The sequence below is a fragment of the Kluyvera sp. 1366 genome (assembly GCF_054823405.1).
Genome location: NZ_JBTRDW010000004.1, coordinates 159,857 through 178,672, shown reverse-complemented (window position 1 = coordinate 178,672; position 18,816 = coordinate 159,857). Strand labels below are relative to the sequence as shown.

General features: G+C 54.0%; 18 protein-coding genes. All 18 read left to right on the top strand.

All coding sequences use genetic code 11. The annotated features are described in order from the left end of the window. Nucleotides 1-384 precede the first annotated feature (384 nt). The 18 genes from sdhC to pal all read left to right on the top strand — a co-directional run bounded on the left by sdhC (nucleotide 385) and on the right by pal (nucleotide 18,809). Entirely contained in the window at nucleotides 385-774 is a 390-nt protein-coding gene (gene sdhC / locus ACVLVH_RS10125) for a succinate dehydrogenase cytochrome b556 subunit (RefSeq protein ID WP_101763218.1), read from the top strand. Further along, nucleotides 768-1,115: a succinate dehydrogenase membrane anchor subunit gene (sdhD, locus tag ACVLVH_RS10120; RefSeq protein WP_049850912.1), complete on the top strand. Its 348-nt coding sequence runs from the start codon at nucleotides 768-770 to the stop codon at nucleotides 1,113-1,115. The genes sdhC and sdhD overlap by 7 nt, the downstream gene beginning before the upstream one ends. Further along, entirely contained in the window at nucleotides 1,116-2,882 is a 1,767-nt protein-coding gene (gene sdhA / locus ACVLVH_RS10115) for a succinate dehydrogenase flavoprotein subunit (protein ID WP_101763217.1), read from the top strand. Between the two features lie 14 nt (nucleotides 2,883-2,896). Continuing rightward, complete coding sequence (locus tag ACVLVH_RS10110; RefSeq protein ID WP_007890649.1) at nucleotides 2,897-3,613, top strand: succinate dehydrogenase iron-sulfur subunit; 717 nt, start codon at nucleotides 2,897-2,899, stop codon at nucleotides 3,611-3,613. A 207-nt stretch (nucleotides 3,614-3,820) separates the two neighbouring features. Next, nucleotides 3,821-6,628: a 2-oxoglutarate dehydrogenase E1 component gene (gene sucA / locus ACVLVH_RS10105; RefSeq protein ID WP_110865741.1), complete on the top strand. Its 2,808-nt coding sequence runs from the start codon at nucleotides 3,821-3,823 to the stop codon at nucleotides 6,626-6,628. A gap of 15 nt (nucleotides 6,629-6,643) precedes the next feature. After that, nucleotides 6,644-7,870, top strand: coding sequence for a 2-oxoglutarate dehydrogenase complex dihydrolipoyllysine-residue succinyltransferase (odhB, locus tag ACVLVH_RS10100; RefSeq protein WP_312462583.1), 1,227 nt, complete (start codon nucleotides 6,644-6,646; stop codon nucleotides 7,868-7,870). Nucleotides 7,871-7,930: 60 nt separating this feature from the next. After that, nucleotides 7,931-9,097 carry an ADP-forming succinate--CoA ligase subunit beta gene (gene sucC / locus ACVLVH_RS10095; protein WP_007890646.1) on the top strand — a complete coding sequence of 389 codons (1,167 nt, stop codon included), beginning with the start codon at nucleotides 7,931-7,933 and terminating at the stop codon, nucleotides 9,095-9,097. Continuing rightward, nucleotides 9,097-9,972 (top strand): succinate--CoA ligase subunit alpha, encoded by an 876-nt coding sequence (gene sucD, locus ACVLVH_RS10090; RefSeq protein ID WP_110865742.1) that lies wholly within the window; start codon nucleotides 9,097-9,099, stop codon nucleotides 9,970-9,972. The genes sucC and sucD overlap by 1 nt, the downstream gene beginning before the upstream one ends. A gap of 665 nt (nucleotides 9,973-10,637) precedes the next feature. Beyond that, nucleotides 10,638-12,209 (top strand): cytochrome ubiquinol oxidase subunit I, encoded by a 1,572-nt coding sequence (gene cydA / locus ACVLVH_RS10085; protein ID WP_101763213.1) that lies wholly within the window; start codon nucleotides 10,638-10,640, stop codon nucleotides 12,207-12,209. An 11-nt stretch (nucleotides 12,210-12,220) separates the two neighbouring features. Next, nucleotides 12,221-13,360, top strand: coding sequence for a cytochrome d ubiquinol oxidase subunit II (cydB, locus tag ACVLVH_RS10080; RefSeq protein ID WP_192236625.1), 1,140 nt, complete (start codon nucleotides 12,221-12,223; stop codon nucleotides 13,358-13,360). A gap of 15 nt (nucleotides 13,361-13,375) precedes the next feature. Further along, complete coding sequence (gene cydX, locus ACVLVH_RS10075) at nucleotides 13,376-13,489, top strand: cytochrome bd-I oxidase subunit CydX (RefSeq protein ID WP_007890642.1); 114 nt, start codon at nucleotides 13,376-13,378, stop codon at nucleotides 13,487-13,489. Beyond that, a complete protein-coding gene (ybgE, locus tag ACVLVH_RS10070) occupies nucleotides 13,489-13,782 on the top strand; it encodes a cyd operon protein YbgE (protein WP_192414186.1) in 294 nt (97 codons plus the stop codon). The genes cydX and ybgE overlap by 1 nt, the downstream gene beginning before the upstream one ends. Nucleotides 13,783-13,980: 198 nt before the next feature. Beyond that, nucleotides 13,981-14,385 (top strand): tol-pal system-associated acyl-CoA thioesterase, encoded by a 405-nt coding sequence (gene ybgC, locus ACVLVH_RS10065; RefSeq protein ID WP_008107385.1) that lies wholly within the window; start codon nucleotides 13,981-13,983, stop codon nucleotides 14,383-14,385. After that, complete coding sequence (gene tolQ / locus ACVLVH_RS10060; RefSeq protein WP_101763210.1) at nucleotides 14,382-15,068, top strand: Tol-Pal system protein TolQ; 687 nt, start codon at nucleotides 14,382-14,384, stop codon at nucleotides 15,066-15,068. Before ybgC ends, tolQ begins: the two co-directional genes overlap by 4 nt. Nucleotides 15,069-15,081: 13 nt before the next feature. Then, nucleotides 15,082-15,510 carry a colicin uptake protein TolR gene (tolR, locus tag ACVLVH_RS10055; protein ID WP_008107389.1) on the top strand — a complete coding sequence of 143 codons (429 nt, stop codon included), beginning with the start codon at nucleotides 15,082-15,084 and terminating at the stop codon, nucleotides 15,508-15,510. Between the two features lie 26 nt (nucleotides 15,511-15,536). After that, a complete protein-coding gene (gene tolA / locus ACVLVH_RS10050) occupies nucleotides 15,537-16,814 on the top strand; it encodes a cell envelope integrity protein TolA (RefSeq protein ID WP_192414187.1) in 1,278 nt (425 codons plus the stop codon). A 116-nt stretch (nucleotides 16,815-16,930) separates the two neighbouring features. After that, nucleotides 16,931-18,226 (top strand): Tol-Pal system beta propeller repeat protein TolB, encoded by a 1,296-nt coding sequence (gene tolB, locus ACVLVH_RS10045; RefSeq protein ID WP_101763208.1) that lies wholly within the window; start codon nucleotides 16,931-16,933, stop codon nucleotides 18,224-18,226. Between the two features lie 64 nt (nucleotides 18,227-18,290). After that, complete coding sequence (gene pal, locus ACVLVH_RS10040) at nucleotides 18,291-18,809, top strand: peptidoglycan-associated lipoprotein Pal (RefSeq protein ID WP_101763207.1); 519 nt, start codon at nucleotides 18,291-18,293, stop codon at nucleotides 18,807-18,809. Nucleotides 18,810-18,816: the final 7 nt, after the last annotated feature.

Below are 18,816 nucleotides of genomic sequence, written 5' to 3'. Positions count from 1 at the left end.
CAATGTTACATAACTTGAGCTTAGGGGAAAGTGTATCCCCATAACTTTTGTGCATCATAGGGCTTTAATGCGATTGTTTGTAACTGAAATGTTGATTCTTTGTCAAATCAGATAATTAAAAATGTATAAATTGTGAAAATCGTGAAGGTGATCACTGTTCAGCCTAAATGTGACCAAAGAGATTGTAGGGGAATTGTAATCAGAATGTGATCCTCCTATACTGCGGCCAGGTCTCCGGAACACCCTGACACCAGGAGCCACCCAGCGTTTTACCCGCTTTATTTAACACTGGATGTTGCTATTTTGGTGGCGGTTGCAGTCTGAACACACGCTGTGTCTCTGATGCAACTCAGGACCGGAGGAAGCAAAATAAAAAAGAGCTGTGTGGGCAAAACCGTGAAAAAACAAAGACCTGTTAACTTGGATCTCTCGACGATCCGGTTTCCCGTTACTGCAATATCGTCCATTCTCCACCGCGTCTCCGGCGTGATCACCTTTGTCGCTCTCGGAATTCTGCTCTGGTTACTGGGTCTATCTCTCTCCTCTCCAGAAGGTTTCCAGCAAGCGGCATCCATCATGGATAGCTTCTTCGCCAAATTCATCATGTGGGGCATTTTAACTGCGCTGGCGTATCACGCTGTGAGCGGTATTCGCCATATGTTGGCTGATTTTGGCGTAACAGCAGAAACCCTGCAGGTGGGAACCCGTTCCGCGCAAGCGGCTTTTGTTATCACTGTCGTGCTCTCAATTTTGGCTGGAGTCCTCGTATGGTAAGCAATGCTTCTGCATTAGGACGCAACGGTATCCATGACTGGCTGTTACTGCGTGCTGCTGCAATCTTAATTACGCTCTATATTCTCTACATCCTCGGTTTTGTCGTGATGACAGGCACGCTGACGTATGACGTCTGGCATGGCTTCTTCTCGTCCGCCTTCACGAAAGTGTTCACCATGTTGACGCTGTTCTCGATTCTGATCCACGGCTGGATTGGAATGTGGCAGGTGCTGACTGACTACGTGAAACCTGTTGCAACCCGTTTGTTGCTGCAGTTTGTGATTGTGGTTGCGCTGTTGTCATATGCGATTTATGGAACCGTTGTTGTGTGGGGTGTGTAAATGAGTTTGCCAGTCAGAGAATTTGATGCCGTGGTGATCGGCGCGGGTGGCGCAGGAATGCGCGCCGCTCTGCAAATCTCCCAATCGGGCCAGACTTGTGCCCTGTTATCCAAAGTATTCCCAACCCGTTCCCATACCGTATCGGCGCAGGGCGGTATTACCGTTGCGCTGGGTAACACCCATGACGATAACTGGGAATGGCACATGTACGACACCGTCAAAGGTTCCGACTTTATCGGCGACCAGGACGCGATCGAATATATGTGTCATGTCGGTCCGGAAGCGATTCTGGAACTGGAACACATGGGATTGCCGTTCTCCCGTCTGGATGATGGCCGCGTCTATCAGCGTCCGTTTGGTGGTCAGTCGAAGAATTTCGGCGGTGAGCAGGCGGCGCGTACCGCAGCTGCGGCCGACCGTACCGGCCACGCCTTGCTGCATACGCTGTATCAGCAGAACCTGAAAAACAAAACCACCATCTTCTCCGAATGGTATGCGCTGGATCTGGTGAAAAACGAAGACGGCGCGATTGTCGGCTGTACGGCTATCTGCATGGAAACCGGCGAAACCGTCTATTTCAAAGCCAAGGCAACTATTCTGGCGACCGGCGGCGCGGGCCGTATTTACCAGTCCACCACTAATGCTCACATCAACACCGGTGATGGCGTTGGCATGGCGCTGCGCGCCGGCGTGCCGGTGCAGGATATGGAAATGTGGCAGTTCCACCCAACCGGTATTGCCGGTGCGGGCGTGCTGGTTACTGAAGGTTGCCGTGGTGAAGGTGGTTACCTGCTGAATAAGCACGGTGAACGCTTTATGGAACGTTATGCGCCGAACGCCAAAGATCTGGCGGGTCGTGATGTGGTTGCGCGTTCGATGATGGTGGAAATCCGTGAAGGTCGCGGTTGCGATGGCCCCTGGGGTCCGCACATTAAATTGAAACTCGACCATCTCGGTGCCGAAGTGCTGGAGTCGCGTCTGCCGGGCATCCTTGAGCTGTCGCGTACCTTTGCCCACGTTGACCCAATTAAAGAACCGATTCCAGTGATCCCAACCTGCCACTACATGATGGGCGGCGTGCCGACCAAAGTGACCGGCCAGGCGCTGCGCGTGAATGAGCAAGGCCAGGATGAGGTGATTCCGGGTCTGTTCGCCGTCGGCGAAATCGCCTGCGTATCGGTTCATGGCGCTAACCGCCTCGGCGGCAACTCGCTGCTCGATTTGGTGGTGTTCGGTCGCGCAGCCGGTGTGCATCTGCTGGAGTGTATTGAAGAGCAGGGCGAACTGCGTGAAGCCACGCCGGAAAATATCGATGCAGCGATGGCGCGCTTCAACCGCTGGGAAAATAACACCACCGGTGAAGATCCTGTCGAAATCCGTAAAGCGCTGCAGCGCTGCATGCAGAACAACTTCTCGGTGTTCCGCGATGGCGATGCGATGCGTGAAGGTCTGGAAGAGCTGAAAGTGATTCGTGAGCGTCTGAAATCAGCGCGTCTTGATGACCGTTCGCCAGACTTCAACACCCAGCGTATCGAGTGCCTTGAGCTGGATAACCTGATGGAAACCGCTTACGCCACCGCTGTTGCCGCCAACTTCCGTACCGAAAGCCGTGGCGCACATAGCCGCTTCGACTTCCCGGACCGCGATGATGAAAACTGGCTGTGCCACAGTCTCTATGTTCCGCAGACGGAAAGCATGACGCGCCGTGAGGTGAACATGCAACCGAAACTGCGTGCGGCCTTCCCGCCGAAAGCGCGTACCTACTAATTGCGGAGATCATCATGAGACTCGAATTTTCAATCTATCGTTACAACCCGGAAGTCGATGCCAAGCCGCGCATGCAGGAGTACACCCTGGAGTCGGAAGATGGTCGCGACATGATGCTGTTGGATGCGCTGATCCGTTTGAAAGAGAAAGACCCTACGCTGGCTTTTCGTCGCTCTTGCCGTGAAGGCGTGTGCGGTTCAGATGGTCTGAACATGAACGGTAAAAATGGTCTGGCGTGTATCACGCCGATCTCTGCGCTGGGCAACGGTTCGAAGAAAATTGTTATCCGTCCACTGCCAGGTTTGCCGGTGATCCGCGACCTCGTGGTAGACATGGGACAATTCTATGCACAGTATGAGAAGATTAAGCCTTTCCTGTTGAATAATGGGGAAAATCCACCGGCGCGCGAGCATTTGCAGAGCCCAGCCGAGCGTGAGCATCTGGACGGTTTGTATGAGTGCATTCTCTGCGCTTGCTGTTCAACGTCGTGCCCGTCGTTCTGGTGGAATCCGGACAAGTTTGTTGGTCCGGCTGGCCTGCTGGCCGCTTACCGTTTCCTGATCGACAGCCGCGACACTGAAACCAATGCGCGTCTCGACAATCTAAACGATGCTTTCAGTGTTTTCCGCTGTCACAGCATCATGAACTGTGTGAGCGTGTGCCCGAAAGGCCTAAACCCAACGCGCGCCATCGGCCATATTAAGTCGATGCTGCTGCAACGCGGGGCGTAACAGAAAAAGTCACTCTCCGGGAACCTGAGTTCCCGGATGTTTACGGAAGCCTCTATAAGCGCGGTGCTGACCACGCTTATAAAGGTTCCCTTACGAGCCAGGCGCCGGTAGCGCACAGGTTCGTATCGCTGAACTCACTACGGCAAGCCGCGTAAGCGGTAAAAAATGAAACCTCATAAAAAGCAGATTAATGCTTAAGGGATCACAATGCAGAACAGCGCGATGAAACCCTGGCTGGACTCCTCCTGGCTGGCCGGCGCGAACCAATCTTACATAGAGCAGCTCTATGAGGATTTCCTGACCGATCCTGACTCAGTTGATGACATGTGGCGCGAGCTGTTCCAACAGCTGCCGGGCACTGGCGTGAAACCTGAGCAATTTCACTCCACCACGCGTGACTACTTCCGCCGCCTGGCTAAAGACGCTACGCGTTACACATCAACCGTGACCGATCCGGCAACCAACTCCAAACAGGTAAAAGTGCTGCAGCTGATTAATGCGTTCCGCTTCCGCGGCCATCAGCATGCAAACCTCGATCCGCTTGGCCTGTGGAAACAGGACACGGTAGCCGACCTCGATCCGGCTTATCACGATCTGACCGACGCCGATTTTCAGGAAAGCTTTAACGTAGGCTCTTTTGCTATCGGCAAAGAGACCATGAAGCTGGCGGATCTGTTTGCGGCGCTGCAGCAGACTTACTGTGGCTCGATTGGTGCTGAGTACATGCACATCAACAACACCGACGAGAAGCGCTGGATTCAGCAGCGTCTGGAATCGGTGGTGGGCCACGCGTCTTTCAGCAGTGACGAGAAAAAAGGTTTCCTGAAAGAGCTGACCGCGGCAGAAGGCCTGGAAAAATATCTGGGTGCAAAATTCCCGGGTGCGAAGCGCTTCTCGCTGGAAGGCGGCGATGCACTGGTGCCGATGCTGCGCGAGATGATTCGTCACGCGGGCAAGAGCGGTACGCGCGAAGTGGTGCTGGGTATGGCGCACCGCGGTCGTCTCAACGTACTGATCAACGTATTAGGTAAGAAGCCGCAGGATCTGTTCGACGAATTCTCCGGCAAGCACAAAGAACACCTCGGCACCGGCGACGTGAAGTACCACATGGGCTTCTCGTCTGACGTGGAAACCGAAGGCGGCTTAGTGCACCTGGCGCTGGCGTTCAACCCGTCGCATCTGGAAATCGTAAGCCCGGTAGTGATGGGTTCGGTGCGTGCGCGTTTAGATCGTTTGGCTGAGCCAAGCAGCAACAAAGTTCTGCCTATCACCATTCACGGTGATGCCGCTGTTATTGGTCAGGGCGTGGTGCAGGAAACCCTGAACATGTCGCAGGCGCGTGGCTACGAAGTGGGCGGTACCGTTCGCATCGTGATCAACAACCAGGTTGGTTTCACCACCTCCAACCCGAAAGATGCGCGCTCTACGCCGTACTGTACGGATATCGGCAAGATGGTGCTGGCACCAATTTTCCACGTTAACGCGGACGATCCGGAAGCCGTAGCCTTTGTGACTCGCCTGGCGCTGGATTATCGCAACACCTTTAAACGTGATGTCTTCATCGACCTGGTGTGCTATCGCCGTCACGGCCACAACGAAGCCGACGAGCCAAGTGCAACGCAGCCGTTGATGTACCAGAAAATCAAAAAGCATCCGACGCCGCGTAAACTCTATGCCGATCAGCTGGAAAGCGAAGGTGTAGCGACCAGCGAAGATGCCACCGAGATGGTCAATCTCTATCGCGACGCGCTGGATGAAGGCGAATGCGTGGTGCCAGAGTGGCGTCCGATGAGCCTGCACTCATTCACCTGGTCGCCGTATCTGAACCACGAGTGGGACGAAAGCTACCCGGCGACCGTGGAACTGAAACGCCTGCAGGAACTGGCGCGCCGCATCAGCAGCGTACCGGAATCGGTAGAAGTGCAGTCTCGCGTTGCCAAGATCTACAACGATCGCAAAGAGATGGCCGAAGGCAACAAAGCGTTCGACTGGGGCGGTGCAGAAAACCTCGCCTATGCCACGCTGGTTGACGAGGGGATTCCGGTGCGTCTTTCCGGTGAAGATACCGGTCGCGGGACCTTCTTCCACCGTCATGCGGTAATCCACAACCAGACCAACGGCTCAACCTACACGCCGCTGCACCATGTCCATAACGGCCAGGGTCAGTTCAAAGTGTGGGATTCCGTGCTGTCTGAAGAAGCGGTACTGGCTTTCGAATACGGTTATGCCACCGCAGAACCGCGCGTGCTGACCATCTGGGAAGCGCAGTTCGGCGATTTCGCCAATGGCGCGCAGGTCGTGATCGACCAGTTCATCAGCTCCGGCGAACAGAAATGGGGCCGTATGTGTGGCCTGGTCATGTTGCTACCGCACGGTTATGAAGGCCAGGGTCCTGAGCACTCCTCAGCGCGTCTGGAGCGTTATCTGCAACTCTGTGCTGAACAGAACATGCAGGTGTGCGTGCCTTCTACGCCAGCGCAGGTTTACCACATGCTGCGTCGTCAGGCGCTGCGGGGTATGCGCCGTCCGCTGATCGTCATGTCACCGAAATCACTGCTGCGTCATCCGCTGGCGATTTCCAGCCTGGAAGAGTTGGCCACAGGCAGCTTCCAGCCAGCGATTGGTGAGATCGACGATCTCGATCCACAACAGGTAAAACGCGTGGTGCTGTGTTCGGGCAAGGTTTATTACGATCTGCTGGAGCAGCGTCGTAAAAACGAGCAGACCGACGTGGCCATCGTGCGTATCGAACAACTCTATCCGTTCCCGCACAAAGTCGTGCAGGACGTATTGAAAAACTATGCTCATGTGCAGGATTTCGTGTGGTGTCAGGAAGAGCCGCTGAATCAGGGCGCATGGTATTGCAGTCAGCATCATTTCCGCGAAGTGGTTCCATTTGGTGCGTCACTGCGTTATGCAGGCCGTCCGGCTTCTGCTTCACCGGCCGTGGGCTACATGTCCGTACATCAAAAACAGCAGCAAGACCTGGTTAATGACGCGCTGAACCTTGGTTAATAAAAAGGAAAGAAAATGAGTAGCGTAGAAATTCTCGTTCCCGATTTGCCTGAATCCGTAGCGGACGCAACGGTTGCAACCTGGCACAAAAAACCTGGCGACTCTGTGAGCCGCGATGAAGTACTGGTAGAGATTGAAACTGACAAAGTGGTTCTGGAAGTGCCTGCTTCAGCGGATGGCATCCTGGAAGCCGTGCTGGAAGAGGAAGGCGCTACCGTCACTTCTCGTCAGATTCTGGGCCGTCTGAAAGAGGGCAACAGCGGCGGGAAAGAGACTGCGGCCAAAGCGGAAAGCAACGAATCTACACCAGCACAGCGCCAGACCGCTTCGCTGGAAGAAGAGAGCAACGATGCGCTCAGCCCAGCGGTACGCCGCCTGATTGCTGAAAACAACCTCGATGCCAGCCAGATCAAAGGCACCGGCGTTGGTGGCCGTCTGACGCGTGAAGATGTGGAAAAACATCTGGCGAAGAAAGCTGACGGTGGCAAAGCTGCAGCGGCTGCAGCGCCAGCCGCTGCTGCACCGCAGGCCGCTGTGGCTAACCGCAGCGAAAAACGCGTACCGATGACGCGTCTGCGTAAGCGTGTTGCCGAGCGTCTGCTGGAAGCGAAAAACAGCACCGCGATGTTGACCACGTTCAACGAAATCAACATGAAGCCAATCATGGATCTGCGCAAGCAGTACGGCGACGCGTTCGAGAAACGTCACGGCGTGCGTCTGGGCTTCATGTCCTTCTACATCAAAGCGGTAGTGGAAGCGCTGAAACGCTTCCCGGAAGTGAACGCGTCTATTGATGGCGAAGATGTGGTTTACCACAACTATTTCGATGTGAGCATTGCGGTTTCTACCCCGCGTGGTCTGGTTACGCCGGTGCTGAAAGATGTTGATGCACTGAGCATGGCTGACATTGAGAAGAAAATTAAAGAGCTGGCGGTGAAAGGCCGTGACGGCAAGTTGACGGTTGAAGAGTTGACCGGCGGTAACTTCACCATCACCAACGGAGGTGTGTTTGGTTCGCTGATGTCTACGCCAATCATCAACCCGCCGCAGAGCGCGATTCTCGGCATGCACGCCATCAAAGATCGCCCAATGGCGGTTAATGGTCAGGTTGTGATTCTGCCAATGATGTATCTGGCGCTCTCTTACGATCACCGTTTGATTGATGGTCGTGAATCCGTTGGCTATCTGGTGGCGGTGAAAGAGATGCTGGAAGATCCAGCTCGCCTGCTGCTGGACGTCTAATTTCGCCGGGCGCGCGGTGTGAAGGCGCGCCCAAACTCATACCTGAATGGATAGAACATCATGAATTTACATGAATACCAGGCGAAGCAGCTGTTTGCACGCTATGGCATGCCAGCACCGACAGGCTACGCCTGCACCACGCCACGTGAAGCTGAAGAAGCCGCGTCTAAAATTGGCGCAGGTCCGTGGGTAGTGAAATGTCAGGTTCATGCCGGTGGCCGCGGTAAAGCGGGCGGCGTGAAAGTGGTGAACAGCAAAGAAGACATTCGTGCTTTTGCTGAACACTGGCTGGGCAAACGTCTGGTGACCTATCAAACTGATGCGCACGGTCAGCCGGTAAACCAGATTCTGGTTGAAGCCGCGACGGATATCGATCAGGAGCTGTATCTGGGTGCGGTTGTTGACCGTGCTACCCGTCGTGTCATCTTCATGGCTTCGACAGAAGGCGGTGTTGAGATTGAGAAAGTGGCAGAAGAAACGCCACACTTGATCCACAAGATGGCGCTCGATCCATTAGCGGGTCCACAGCCGTATCAGGGCCGCGAGTTGGCGTTCAAACTCGGCCTGACCGGCAAGCAAGTTAGCCAGTTCACCAAAATCTTCATGGGCCTGGCGACCATGTTCCTTGAGCGCGATCTGGCGATGGTTGAGATCAACCCGCTGGTGATCACCAAGCAGGGCGATCTGATCTGCCTCGACGGCAAACTGGGCGCGGACGGTAACGCACTGTTCCGTCAGCCGGAACTGCGTGAAATGCGCGATCCGAGCCAGGAAGATCCACGTGAAGCCCACGCAACGCAGTGGGAACTTAACTACGTTGCGCTGGATGGCAACATCGGCTGTATGGTGAACGGCGCCGGTCTGGCGATGGGCACCATGGACATCGTGAAACACCACGGTGGTGAGCCAGCAAACTTCCTGGACGTTGGCGGCGGCGCAACCAAAGAGCGCGTCACCGAAGCCTTCAAAATCATTCTGTCTGACGATGCGGTGAAAGCCGTGTTCGTTAACATCTTCGGCGGTATTGTGCGTTGCGACCTGATCGCAGACGGCATCATCGGTGCCGTGGCAGAAGTGGGTGTCAACGTGCCGGTTGTGGTACGTCTGGAAGGTAACAACGCCGAGCTGGGCGCTAAGAAATTGGCGGACAGCGGTCTGAACATCATTGCAGCAACCAGCCTGACAGACGCTGCACAGCGTGTTGTAGCTGCAGCGGAGGGTAAATAATGTCCATTTTGATCGACAAAAACACCAAAGTCATTTGCCAGGGTTTCACCGGTGGTCAAGGGACGTTCCACTCTGAGCAGGCGCTGGCTTACGGTACGCAGCTGGTTGGCGGTGTAACGCCAGGCAAAGGCGGCACCACGCATCTCGGCCTGCCGGTGTTCAACACCGTACGTGAAGCAGTAGAAGCCACCGGCGCAACCGCCACCGTGATCTACGTTCCAGCGCCGTTCTGCAAAGACGGTATTCTGGAAGCGATCGATGCGGGCATTAAACTGATCATCACCATCACCGAAGGTATCCCAACGCTGGATATGCTGACCGTGAAAGTGAAGCTGGATGAAGCTGGCGTGCGCATGATCGGCCCGAACTGCCCAGGCGTGATCACGCCAGGCGAATGTAAGATCGGTATCATGCCAGGCCACATTCACCAGCCAGGCCGCGTAGGTATCGTATCGCGTTCAGGTACGCTGACTTATGAAGCCGTTAAGCAGACCACTGACATCGGCTACGGCCAGTCAACCTGCGTAGGTATCGGTGGTGACCCGATCCCTGGCTCTAACTTCATCGATATCCTGAAATTATTCCAGGAAGATCCACAGACCGAAGCGATCGTGATGATCGGTGAGATCGGTGGTAGCGCGGAAGAAGAAGCAGCAGCTTACATCAAAGCCCACGTGACCAAGCCGGTTGTCGGCTATATCGCCGGTGTGACTGCACCGAAAGGCAAACGTATGGGCCACGCAGGCGCCATCATTGCCGGTGGTAAAGGTACCGCTGATGAGAAATTTGCTGCGCTGGAAGCGGCCGGTGTGAAAACCGTACGCAGCCTGGCAGACATTGGTGACGCGGTTAAAGCGGTTTTACCACTCAAATAAGCCAATACAGACTGACAATGAAAAGCCACCTTCGGGTGGCTTTTTTTTTGGTAATAACCCGCCTGAAAGAGAGGGGAAAAAAGCGCAACGGCTTCAAAAAATTGCGGCTATGCTTACTCTGTCATCAAGGTAAAGAAGGGAAAAGGCGCTGGATTTTTGTCAAGCAATTGGCGTGCGGCTTTCCAAAATGAGGTTAAATAATTGCGGAAAAGGTAATTATATTCTTAATAATATGATGATGTTGTGACATCTAATTAACAACCACTGTAACACTACATATCTGGAAATTTATTGTCTTAATCTAGATCAATAATTGGCGACTTATAGGAAACTTTACCGCTAGCAAAAGGCCGACTAACCGGTATAAATTGCGCTGCATCAATTCAGTCTTCGTCATAATTTATCAGGAGTTTGTGCCAGGCGTTGTTATATCAATTCTGCCGCCTCCTCGTGTTACTCCTGCTTTAAATTGACTGAAAAGATCGGTTTTTAAGGGAATTTTATCACTGTTACTCGCTCTCTTCGGGCAACAGCTTTCTCTGTTCTATCAGTAACAAAACTGGAATCAATAATCAGTCGTTCCTGAATCTTGTTCTGCGCGTCAATGTCTGTTGTTTGCCGTTGTCATCCGCAGGGGAAGTTCATGCGAGGAGCAAGGAGTCATCATGTTAGATATTGTCGAGCTGTCGCGTTTACAGTTTGCCCTGACGGCGATGTACCATTTCCTGTTCGTGCCATTAACGCTGGGTATGGCGTTTTTATTGGCGATCATGGAAACCGTATATGTCCTGACGGGGAAACAAATTTATAAAGATATGACCAAGTTCTGGGGCAAGTTGTTTGGTATTAACTTTGCACTCGGCGTGGCTACCGGCCTGACCATGGAATTCCAGTTCGGTACCAACTGGTCATATTATTCACACTATGTCGGCGATATCTTCGGTGCGCCGCTCGCCATCGAAGGTTTAATGGCGTTCTTCCTCGAATCCACCTTTGTTGGCCTGTTCTTCTTCGGCTGGGATCGCCTCGGTAAGGTGCAACACCTTGCGGTGACCTGGCTGGTGGCGCTCGGTTCGAACATGTCCGCGCTGTGGATTCTGGTGGCGAACGGCTGGATGCAAAACCCCATTGCATCGGAATTCAATTTCGAAACCATGCGTATGGAGATGTTGAGTTTCTCCGAGCTGGTGCTGAACCCGGTTGCGCAGGTGAAGTTTGTCCATACCGTGGCCGCCGGTTACACCACGGGCGCGATGTTCATCCTTGGTATCAGCGCATGGTATCTGCTGAAAGGGCGCGACATTGCTTTCGCTAAACGCTCTTTCGCCATCGCAGCCAGTTTCGGTATGGCGGCGATTCTGTCAGTGATCGTACTGGGTGACGAATCCGGTTATGAAATCGGTGACGTGCAGAAAACCAAACTGGCGGCAATTGAAGCGGAATGGGAAACCCAACCGGCTCCGGCTGCATTTACGCTGTTTGGTATTCCGGATCAGGAGACGCAGGAGAACAAATATGCGATTCAGATTCCGTATCTGCTCGGCCTGATCGCCACGCGTTCAGTGGATACGCCGGTCACCGGTTTGAAAGAACTGCTGGCACAACATGAAGTGCGTATTCGTAACGGCATGAAAGCCTACGCGCTGCTGAACGAACTGCGTGGTGGCAGTAAAGATCCTGAGGTGCGCAGCCAGTTTGAAGCCAGCAAACAGGATCTCGGTTATGGCCTGCTGCTGAAGCGCTATACGCCGGATGTGGCTAACGCCAGCGAAGAGCAGATTCAGAAAGCGACACAGGATTCGATCCCACGCGTTGCGCCACTGTACTTCGCCTTCCGCATCATGGTGCTGGGCGGTGTGCTGATGCTGGGCATTATTGCGCTCTCCTTCTGGAGCGTGATTCGTAACCGTATCGGTAAGTCTCGCTGGTTACTGAAAGCCGCGTTGTACGGCATTCCGTTACCGTGGATCGCGATTGAAGCGGGTTGGTTCGTTGCTGAGTATGGTCGCCAGCCGTGGGCAATTGGTGAGGTGCTGCCAACCGCGGTCGCTAACTCCTCATTGACCGTTGGCGATCTGCTGTTCTCAATGACGCTGATTTGCGGTCTCTACACCTTGTTCCTTGTGGCGGAAATGTACCTGATGTTCAAGTTCGCGCGCCTCGGTCCAAGCAGCCTGAAAACCGGCCGCTATCATCATGAAACGCTGAAGACATCATCTCAGCCAGCGCGTGGATAAGGAGAGCGACCATGTTTGATTACGAAGTATTGCGCTTTGTCTGGTGGCTGCTGATTGGCGTGTTGCTGATCGGTTTCGCGGTCACCGATGGCTTTGATATGGGCGTTGGTATGCTGACGCGCATTCTGGGTCGTACTGATACCGAACGTCGCATCATGATTAATACCATTGCGCCGCACTGGGACGGAAACCAGGTTTGGCTGATCACCGCCGGTGGCGCGCTGTTTGCCGCCTGGCCAATGGTATATGCCGCGGCGTTCTCAGGATTCTACGTGGCGATGATTCTGGTGCTGGCTTCACTGTTCTTCCGTCCGGTTGGATTTGATTACCGTTCAAAGATTGAAGATATGCGCTGGCGCGGCATGTGGGATTGGGGCATTTTCATCGGCAGCTTTGTTCCGCCGCTGGTGATTGGTGTGGCGTTCGGCAACCTGCTGCAAGGGGTGCCGTTCCACGCTGACGAATATCTGCGTCTCTTCTATACCGGCAATTTCTTCCAACTGCTGAATCCTTTTGGCTTGCTGGCGGGTGTGGTGAGTGTGGCGATGATCCTGACGCAGGGCGCAACCTATCTGCAGATGCGGACTGCTGGTGAACTGCACGTCCGCAGCCGCAGCACCGCGCAAATCTCGGCGCTGGTAATGATGGTGTGCTTCATTCTCGCGGGCGTGTGGGTGAAATACGGCATTGACGGTTATGTGCTGAAAAGCGTTATCGATCATCACGCGGCATCCAACCCGTTGGGTAAAGATGTGGTGCGTGAAGCCGGTGCGTGGATGGTGAACTTCGAGCAGATGCCAGTGCTGTGGCTGTTCCCGCTGTTGGGCGTGGTGTTGCCGCTGCTGACCGTTCTCTGCTCGCGTATCGAGAAGGGCGCTCTGGCGTTTATCTCGTCTTCATTGACCTTAGCTTGCGTGATCATGACGGCCGGGATTGCGATGTTCCCCTTCATCATGCCATCCAGCACCGTGCCGGGCATCAGCCTGACCATGTGGGATGCCACGTCTAGCCTGCTGACGCTGAAAGTGATGACCATTGCCGCCATCATCTTTGTACCGATTATCCTGGCGTACACCGCGTGGTGTTATTACAAGATGTTTGGCCGTATCACCAAAGAACACATTGAGAGCAATACGCACTCCCTGTACTGATTAAGGAGATTGAGCATGTGGTATTTTGCCTGGATTCTTGGCACCTTGCTGGCCTGTGCGTTCGGTGTGATTACGGCGCTGGCGCTGGAGCACGTTGAAGAGAGCAGCGCGAAGGACGAGCAAGTCTGATGCGCGCACTGATTCAGACGCTTTATCGTCTGATGGACAAGGGCCCGCTTCGGGCCCTTTCGCTAATCCTCGCGCTGTGGCTGGCGGGCTGTGTCATTTGGCAGCCTTCACGCTTTGCCGCGCGTACCAGTGATTTAGCGATATGGCATGGAATGCTGCTGATTTGGGCCGTTTGTACCGGCGTGATTCACGGCACTGGATTTCGCCCTCAGCGCCTGCGCTGGCAAGCGCTCTTCTCGCCGTTGCCCGCGATGATAGTTTTAGTAGCAGGAATTTTCTGGTTCTACTATTAAGTCCAGGCTCAGGACTTAAAAACGCCGCAATTTCAGACGCTGACGTGAGGTTTTGTCAGCGTCCGGTCAAGAAACATCCTATAAATCCTTCCAGTTGTTAACCTGTGATAATTATTTTCTCGCGGCGTCAGCGGACCATTCCCAAGCCGATCTCTCTTGCGTATAGTAGCAACGTTTAAAATGAGACCGGGATGTAGAGTGAGTACAACGCTGTTTCGCTGGCCGGTTCGTGTCTATTACGAAGACACCGATGCCGGTGGTGTGGTTTACCACGCCAGTTATCTTGCTTTCTATGAACGAGCACGTACCGAAATGTTGCGCCAGCACCATTTCAATCAGCAGGTCCTGTTGGAAGAGCAGGTGGCTTTTGTGGTACGACGCATGACGATCGATTTTGTTGCGGCTGCACGTCTGGACGATCTTTTGGAAATTCAAACAGAAGTGACCTCAATGACGCGTGCAACGATGACGTTCTCGCAGCGTATCGTGAATGCAGAAGGCAAAGTGCTAAATGAAGCAGAAGTCCTGATTGCCTGCATCAACCCACATCTAATGAAGCCAATTGCGCTTCCCAAGTCTATTGTCGCGGAGTTCAAGCAGTGACTGACATGAATGTTCTTGATTTGTTCCTGAAGGCGAGCCTTCTGGTCAAACTTATCATGTTGATTTTGATCGGCTTTTCTATTGCCTCATGGGCGATCATTATTCAGCGGACGCGCATTTTGAATGCGGCGGGGCGCGAAGCCGAAGCGTTTGAAGATAAGTTCTGGTCGGGTATCGAGCTGTCACGCCTGTATCAGGAAAGCCAGGGACGCCGCGATGAACTGAGCGGATCTGAGCAAATTTTCTATTCGGGTTTCAAAGAGTTTGCGCGTTTGCATCGTGCTAACAACCATGCGCCAGAAGCGGTTGTTGAGGGCGCGAGCCGTGCGATGCGCATCTCCTTCAATCGTGAACTGGAAACGCTGGAAACTCACATTCCTTTCCTTGGCACCGTTGGCTCCATCAGTCCGTATATCGGTCTGTTTGGTACGGTGTGGGGGATTATGCACGCCTTTATCGCCCTCGGTGCGGTAAAACAGGCCACGCTGCAGATGGTTGCACCGGGTATTGCCGAAGCGTTGATCGCGACCGCAATCGGTCTGTTTGCGGCCATTCCTGCCGTTATGGCGTACAACCGTCTGAACCAGCGCGTTAACAAGCTGGAACAGGGCTACGACAACTTCATGGAAGAGTTCACGGCTATCCTGCATCGTCAGGCTTTCTCCACCGACAACACGAAGTAAGTCGAGGTTTACGATGGCCAGAACCCGTGGTCGCGGTAAACGCGACCTTAAGTCGGAAATCAACATTGTTCCACTGCTGGACGTGCTGTTGGTGTTGCTGCTCATCTTTATGGCAACCGCGCCGATTATTACCCAGAGCGTGGAAGTGGATCTGCCGGATGCGACAGATTCAAAAACCGTCTCAACTGATGATAATCCACCGGTGATTGTTGAAGTGTCTGGTGTTGGCCAGTACAGCCTGGTGGTGGATCACGATCGTATGACGCAGTTACCGCCGGAGCAGGTGGTGAGCGAAGCGCAGCGCCGGATTGAAGCCAATCCGAAAACGGTCTTCCTGATCGGCGGTGCGAAAGACGTCCCTTATGACGAAATCATCAAGGCGCTGAACCTGTTACATCAGGCAGGCGTGAAATCTGTCGGTTTGATGACGCAGCCGATTTAAAGCGAACCGTTTTTTGGGAACCGAGTGTGTCGAAGGCAACCGAGCAGAACGACAAGTTAAAGCGCGCGATAATCGTTTCGGTGATTCTGCACATCGTGCTGATCGCCTTACTGATTTGGAGCTCGTTTAACGAAAAAATCGAATCCAGCGGCGGTGGCGGTGGCAGTGATATTGACGCAGTGATGGTCGATTCCGGCGCCGTGGTTGAGCAGTATAACCGCCAGCAGAATCAGCAACGAGACAGTCAGCGCGCCGAGCAGCAGCGTCAGAAGCAGTCGCAGCAGCAGGCCGAAGAGTTACAGCAGAAACAAGCTGCTGAGCAGCAGCGCCTGAAAGAGATGGAAAAAGAGCGCTTGCAGGCCCAGCAGGAAGCCAAAGAGCAGGCGAAGCAGCAGGCCGAGCAGCAGAAAGCCGCTGAAGCCGCCGCTAAGCAAGCCCAGGAACAGCAGAAAACTGCCGAAGCCGCAGCTGCAAAAGCCAAGGCTGATGCCAAAGCGGAAGCTGATGCGCAGGCAAAAGCAGCGGCTGACGCCAAAGCCAAAGCGGTAGAAGAAGCTAAGCAAGCCGCGGCTGACGCGAAGAAGAAAGCAGAAGAGCAGGCGAAAGCCGCTGCCGCTGAAGCAGCGAAAGAGAAAGCGGCGCAGCAGGCAAAAGCGGCCGCAGAATCGAAAGCCAAAGCGGATGCTGAAGCCAAAGCGCAGGCTGCTGCCGATGCCAAGGCGAAAGCGGCTCAGGAAGCCAAAGAGGCTAAAGAGCAAGCGGCTGCTGAGGCAAAAGAAAAAGCTGCAACAGAAGCGAAAGAGAAGGCTGCCGCCGAGGCGAAAGCCAAGGCCGATGCGGCTGCTAAGGCCAAAGCGGATGCAAAAGCGAAAGCGGCTGCGGATGCTAAAAAAGCCGCCGCTGAAGCTGCGAAGAACGAAAATGCGGTTGATGACCTGTTAGGTGGTTTGTCTTCTGGTAAGAATGCACCGAAAAGCGGCACCGCATCGGGTGGCGCTGCAGGGCAGGGCAATCAGAAAAAAGCGGGCGCGTCAGGCGCAGATATCAATAATTATCTGGGACAAGTTGTCGGGGCGATTCAGAGCCGTTTCTACGATGCAGATTTGTACAAAGGTAAAGAGTGTAACCTGCGTATTAAACTGGCACCGGATGGTTTGCTGATTGACGTTAAATCGGAAGGTGGCGACCCCGCCTTGTGTCAGGCGGCAATTGCTGCTGCGAAGCAGGCGCGGATTCCGAAGCCGCCTTCGCAGGCGGTGTATGAAGTGTTTAAAAACGCACCGATGCGTTTCAAACCAGAATAATGCAGTAACGTACGGCAGGTTGAACTAAGGTTAGCTTGCCATACTCTATGAGTACTCGTGTTTTTCAGGAACTGTGCGAATTATCATGAACCTCTGGTTCAGGTAAGGGAGAAAAAATGAAGCAGGCACTTCGTGTAACCTTAGGTTTTTTTGTACTGCTGTGGGCAGCAATGCTTCATGCAGAAGTCCGTATTGAAATTACGCAGGGCGTTAACACCGCACGTCCTATTGGTGTGGTTCCGTTCCAATGGGCTGGCCCAGGCGCGGCACCAGAAGACATCGGCGGGATCGTTTCTGCTGACTTACGTAACAGCGGTAAATTCAATCCGCTCGATCGTTCTCGTCTGCCACAACAGCCAGCCAGCGCGCAGGAAGTTCAACCTGCCGCATGGAGCGCATTGGGTATTGATGCGGTTGTGGTTGGTCAGGTAACGCCTAACGCTGACGGCAGCTATCAAGTTGCCTATCAGCTGGTGGACACCGGTGGCGCGCCAGGCACCGTGCTGGCGCAGAACTCTTATAAAGTGACTAAGCAGTGGCTGCGTTACGCAGCGCACACCGCCAGTGACGAAGTGTTCGAAAAGCTGACCGGCATCAAAGGCGCATTCCGTACCCGCATTGCCTATGTGGTGCAGACCAATGGCGGTCAGTTCCCGTATGAGTTGCGCGTGTCGGATTACGATGGCTACAACCAGTTTGTGGTTCACCGTTCACCGCAGCCATTGATGTCTCCGGCCTGGTCGCCAGATGGCAGCAAAGTGGCTTACGTGACCTTCGAAAGCGGCAAATCTGCGCTGGTGGTTCAGACGCTGTCTAACGGTGCAATCCGTCAGGTGGCTTCTTATCCGCGTCACAACGGTGCGCCAGCCTTCTCACCAGATGGTTCTAAACTCGCCTTCGCGCTGTCGAAAACCGGTAGCCTGAACCTGTATGTGATGGATCTGGCTTCTGGTCAGACGCGTCAGGTGACCGATGGTCGCTACAACAGCACTGAACCAACGTGGTTCCCGGACAGCCAGACACTGGCTTACACCTCGGATCAGGCCGGTGCGCCCCAGATTTATAAAGTTGGTATCAACGGCGGTGCGCCACAACGTATTACCTGGGAAGGTGCGCAAAACCAGGATGCGGATGTGTCAACCGACGGCAAAACTATGGTGATGATCAGCAGCGCCGGTGGCGCTCAGCACGTCGCCAAACAGGATCTGGTAACGGGAGCCGTTCAAACAATAACGGACACGTTCCTGGATGAAACGCCGAGTCTGGCGCCAAACGGCACAATGGTAATCTATAGCTCTACTCAGGGGATGGGTTCCGTGTTGCAATTGGTTTCAACCGACGGGCGTTTCAAAGCGCGTCTTCCGGCAACTGATGGACAGGTCAAATTCCCTGCCTGGTCGCCGTATCTGTGATGCATAGGTCCCCTGCACGGCGGGGGATTAAAATGTATGGCAAACAAAATAATAGGATAAAGAAATGCAACTGAACAAAGTGCTGAAGGGTTTGATGCTGGCTCTGCCGGTTATCGCAGTAGCTGCATGTAGCTCACACAAAAACAACAACAACGATCAGACTGGCATGGGCGCTAACGACGGTGCTTACGGTGCTGGTCAGAACGGCGGTAACATGTCTTCTGATGAGCAAGCGCGCCTGCAGATGCAGCAGCTGCAGCAGAACAACATCGTTTACTTCGGTCTGGACAAATATGACGTGGCTTCTGACTACGCTCAGATGCTGGATCAGCACGCTGCATTCCTGCGTGGCAACCCGTCATACAAAGTGACCATCGAAGGTCACGCGGATGAGCGCGGTACCCCAGAATACAACATCGCTCTGGGCGAACGTCGTGCAAGCGCCGTTAAGATGTATCTGCAAGGCAAAGGCGTTTCTGCTGACCAGATGTCTATCGTTTCTTACGGTAAAGAAAAACCAGCTGTACTGGGTCATGACGAAGCGGCTTACGCTAAAAACCGTCGTGCCGTACTGGTTTACTAAGAAAATA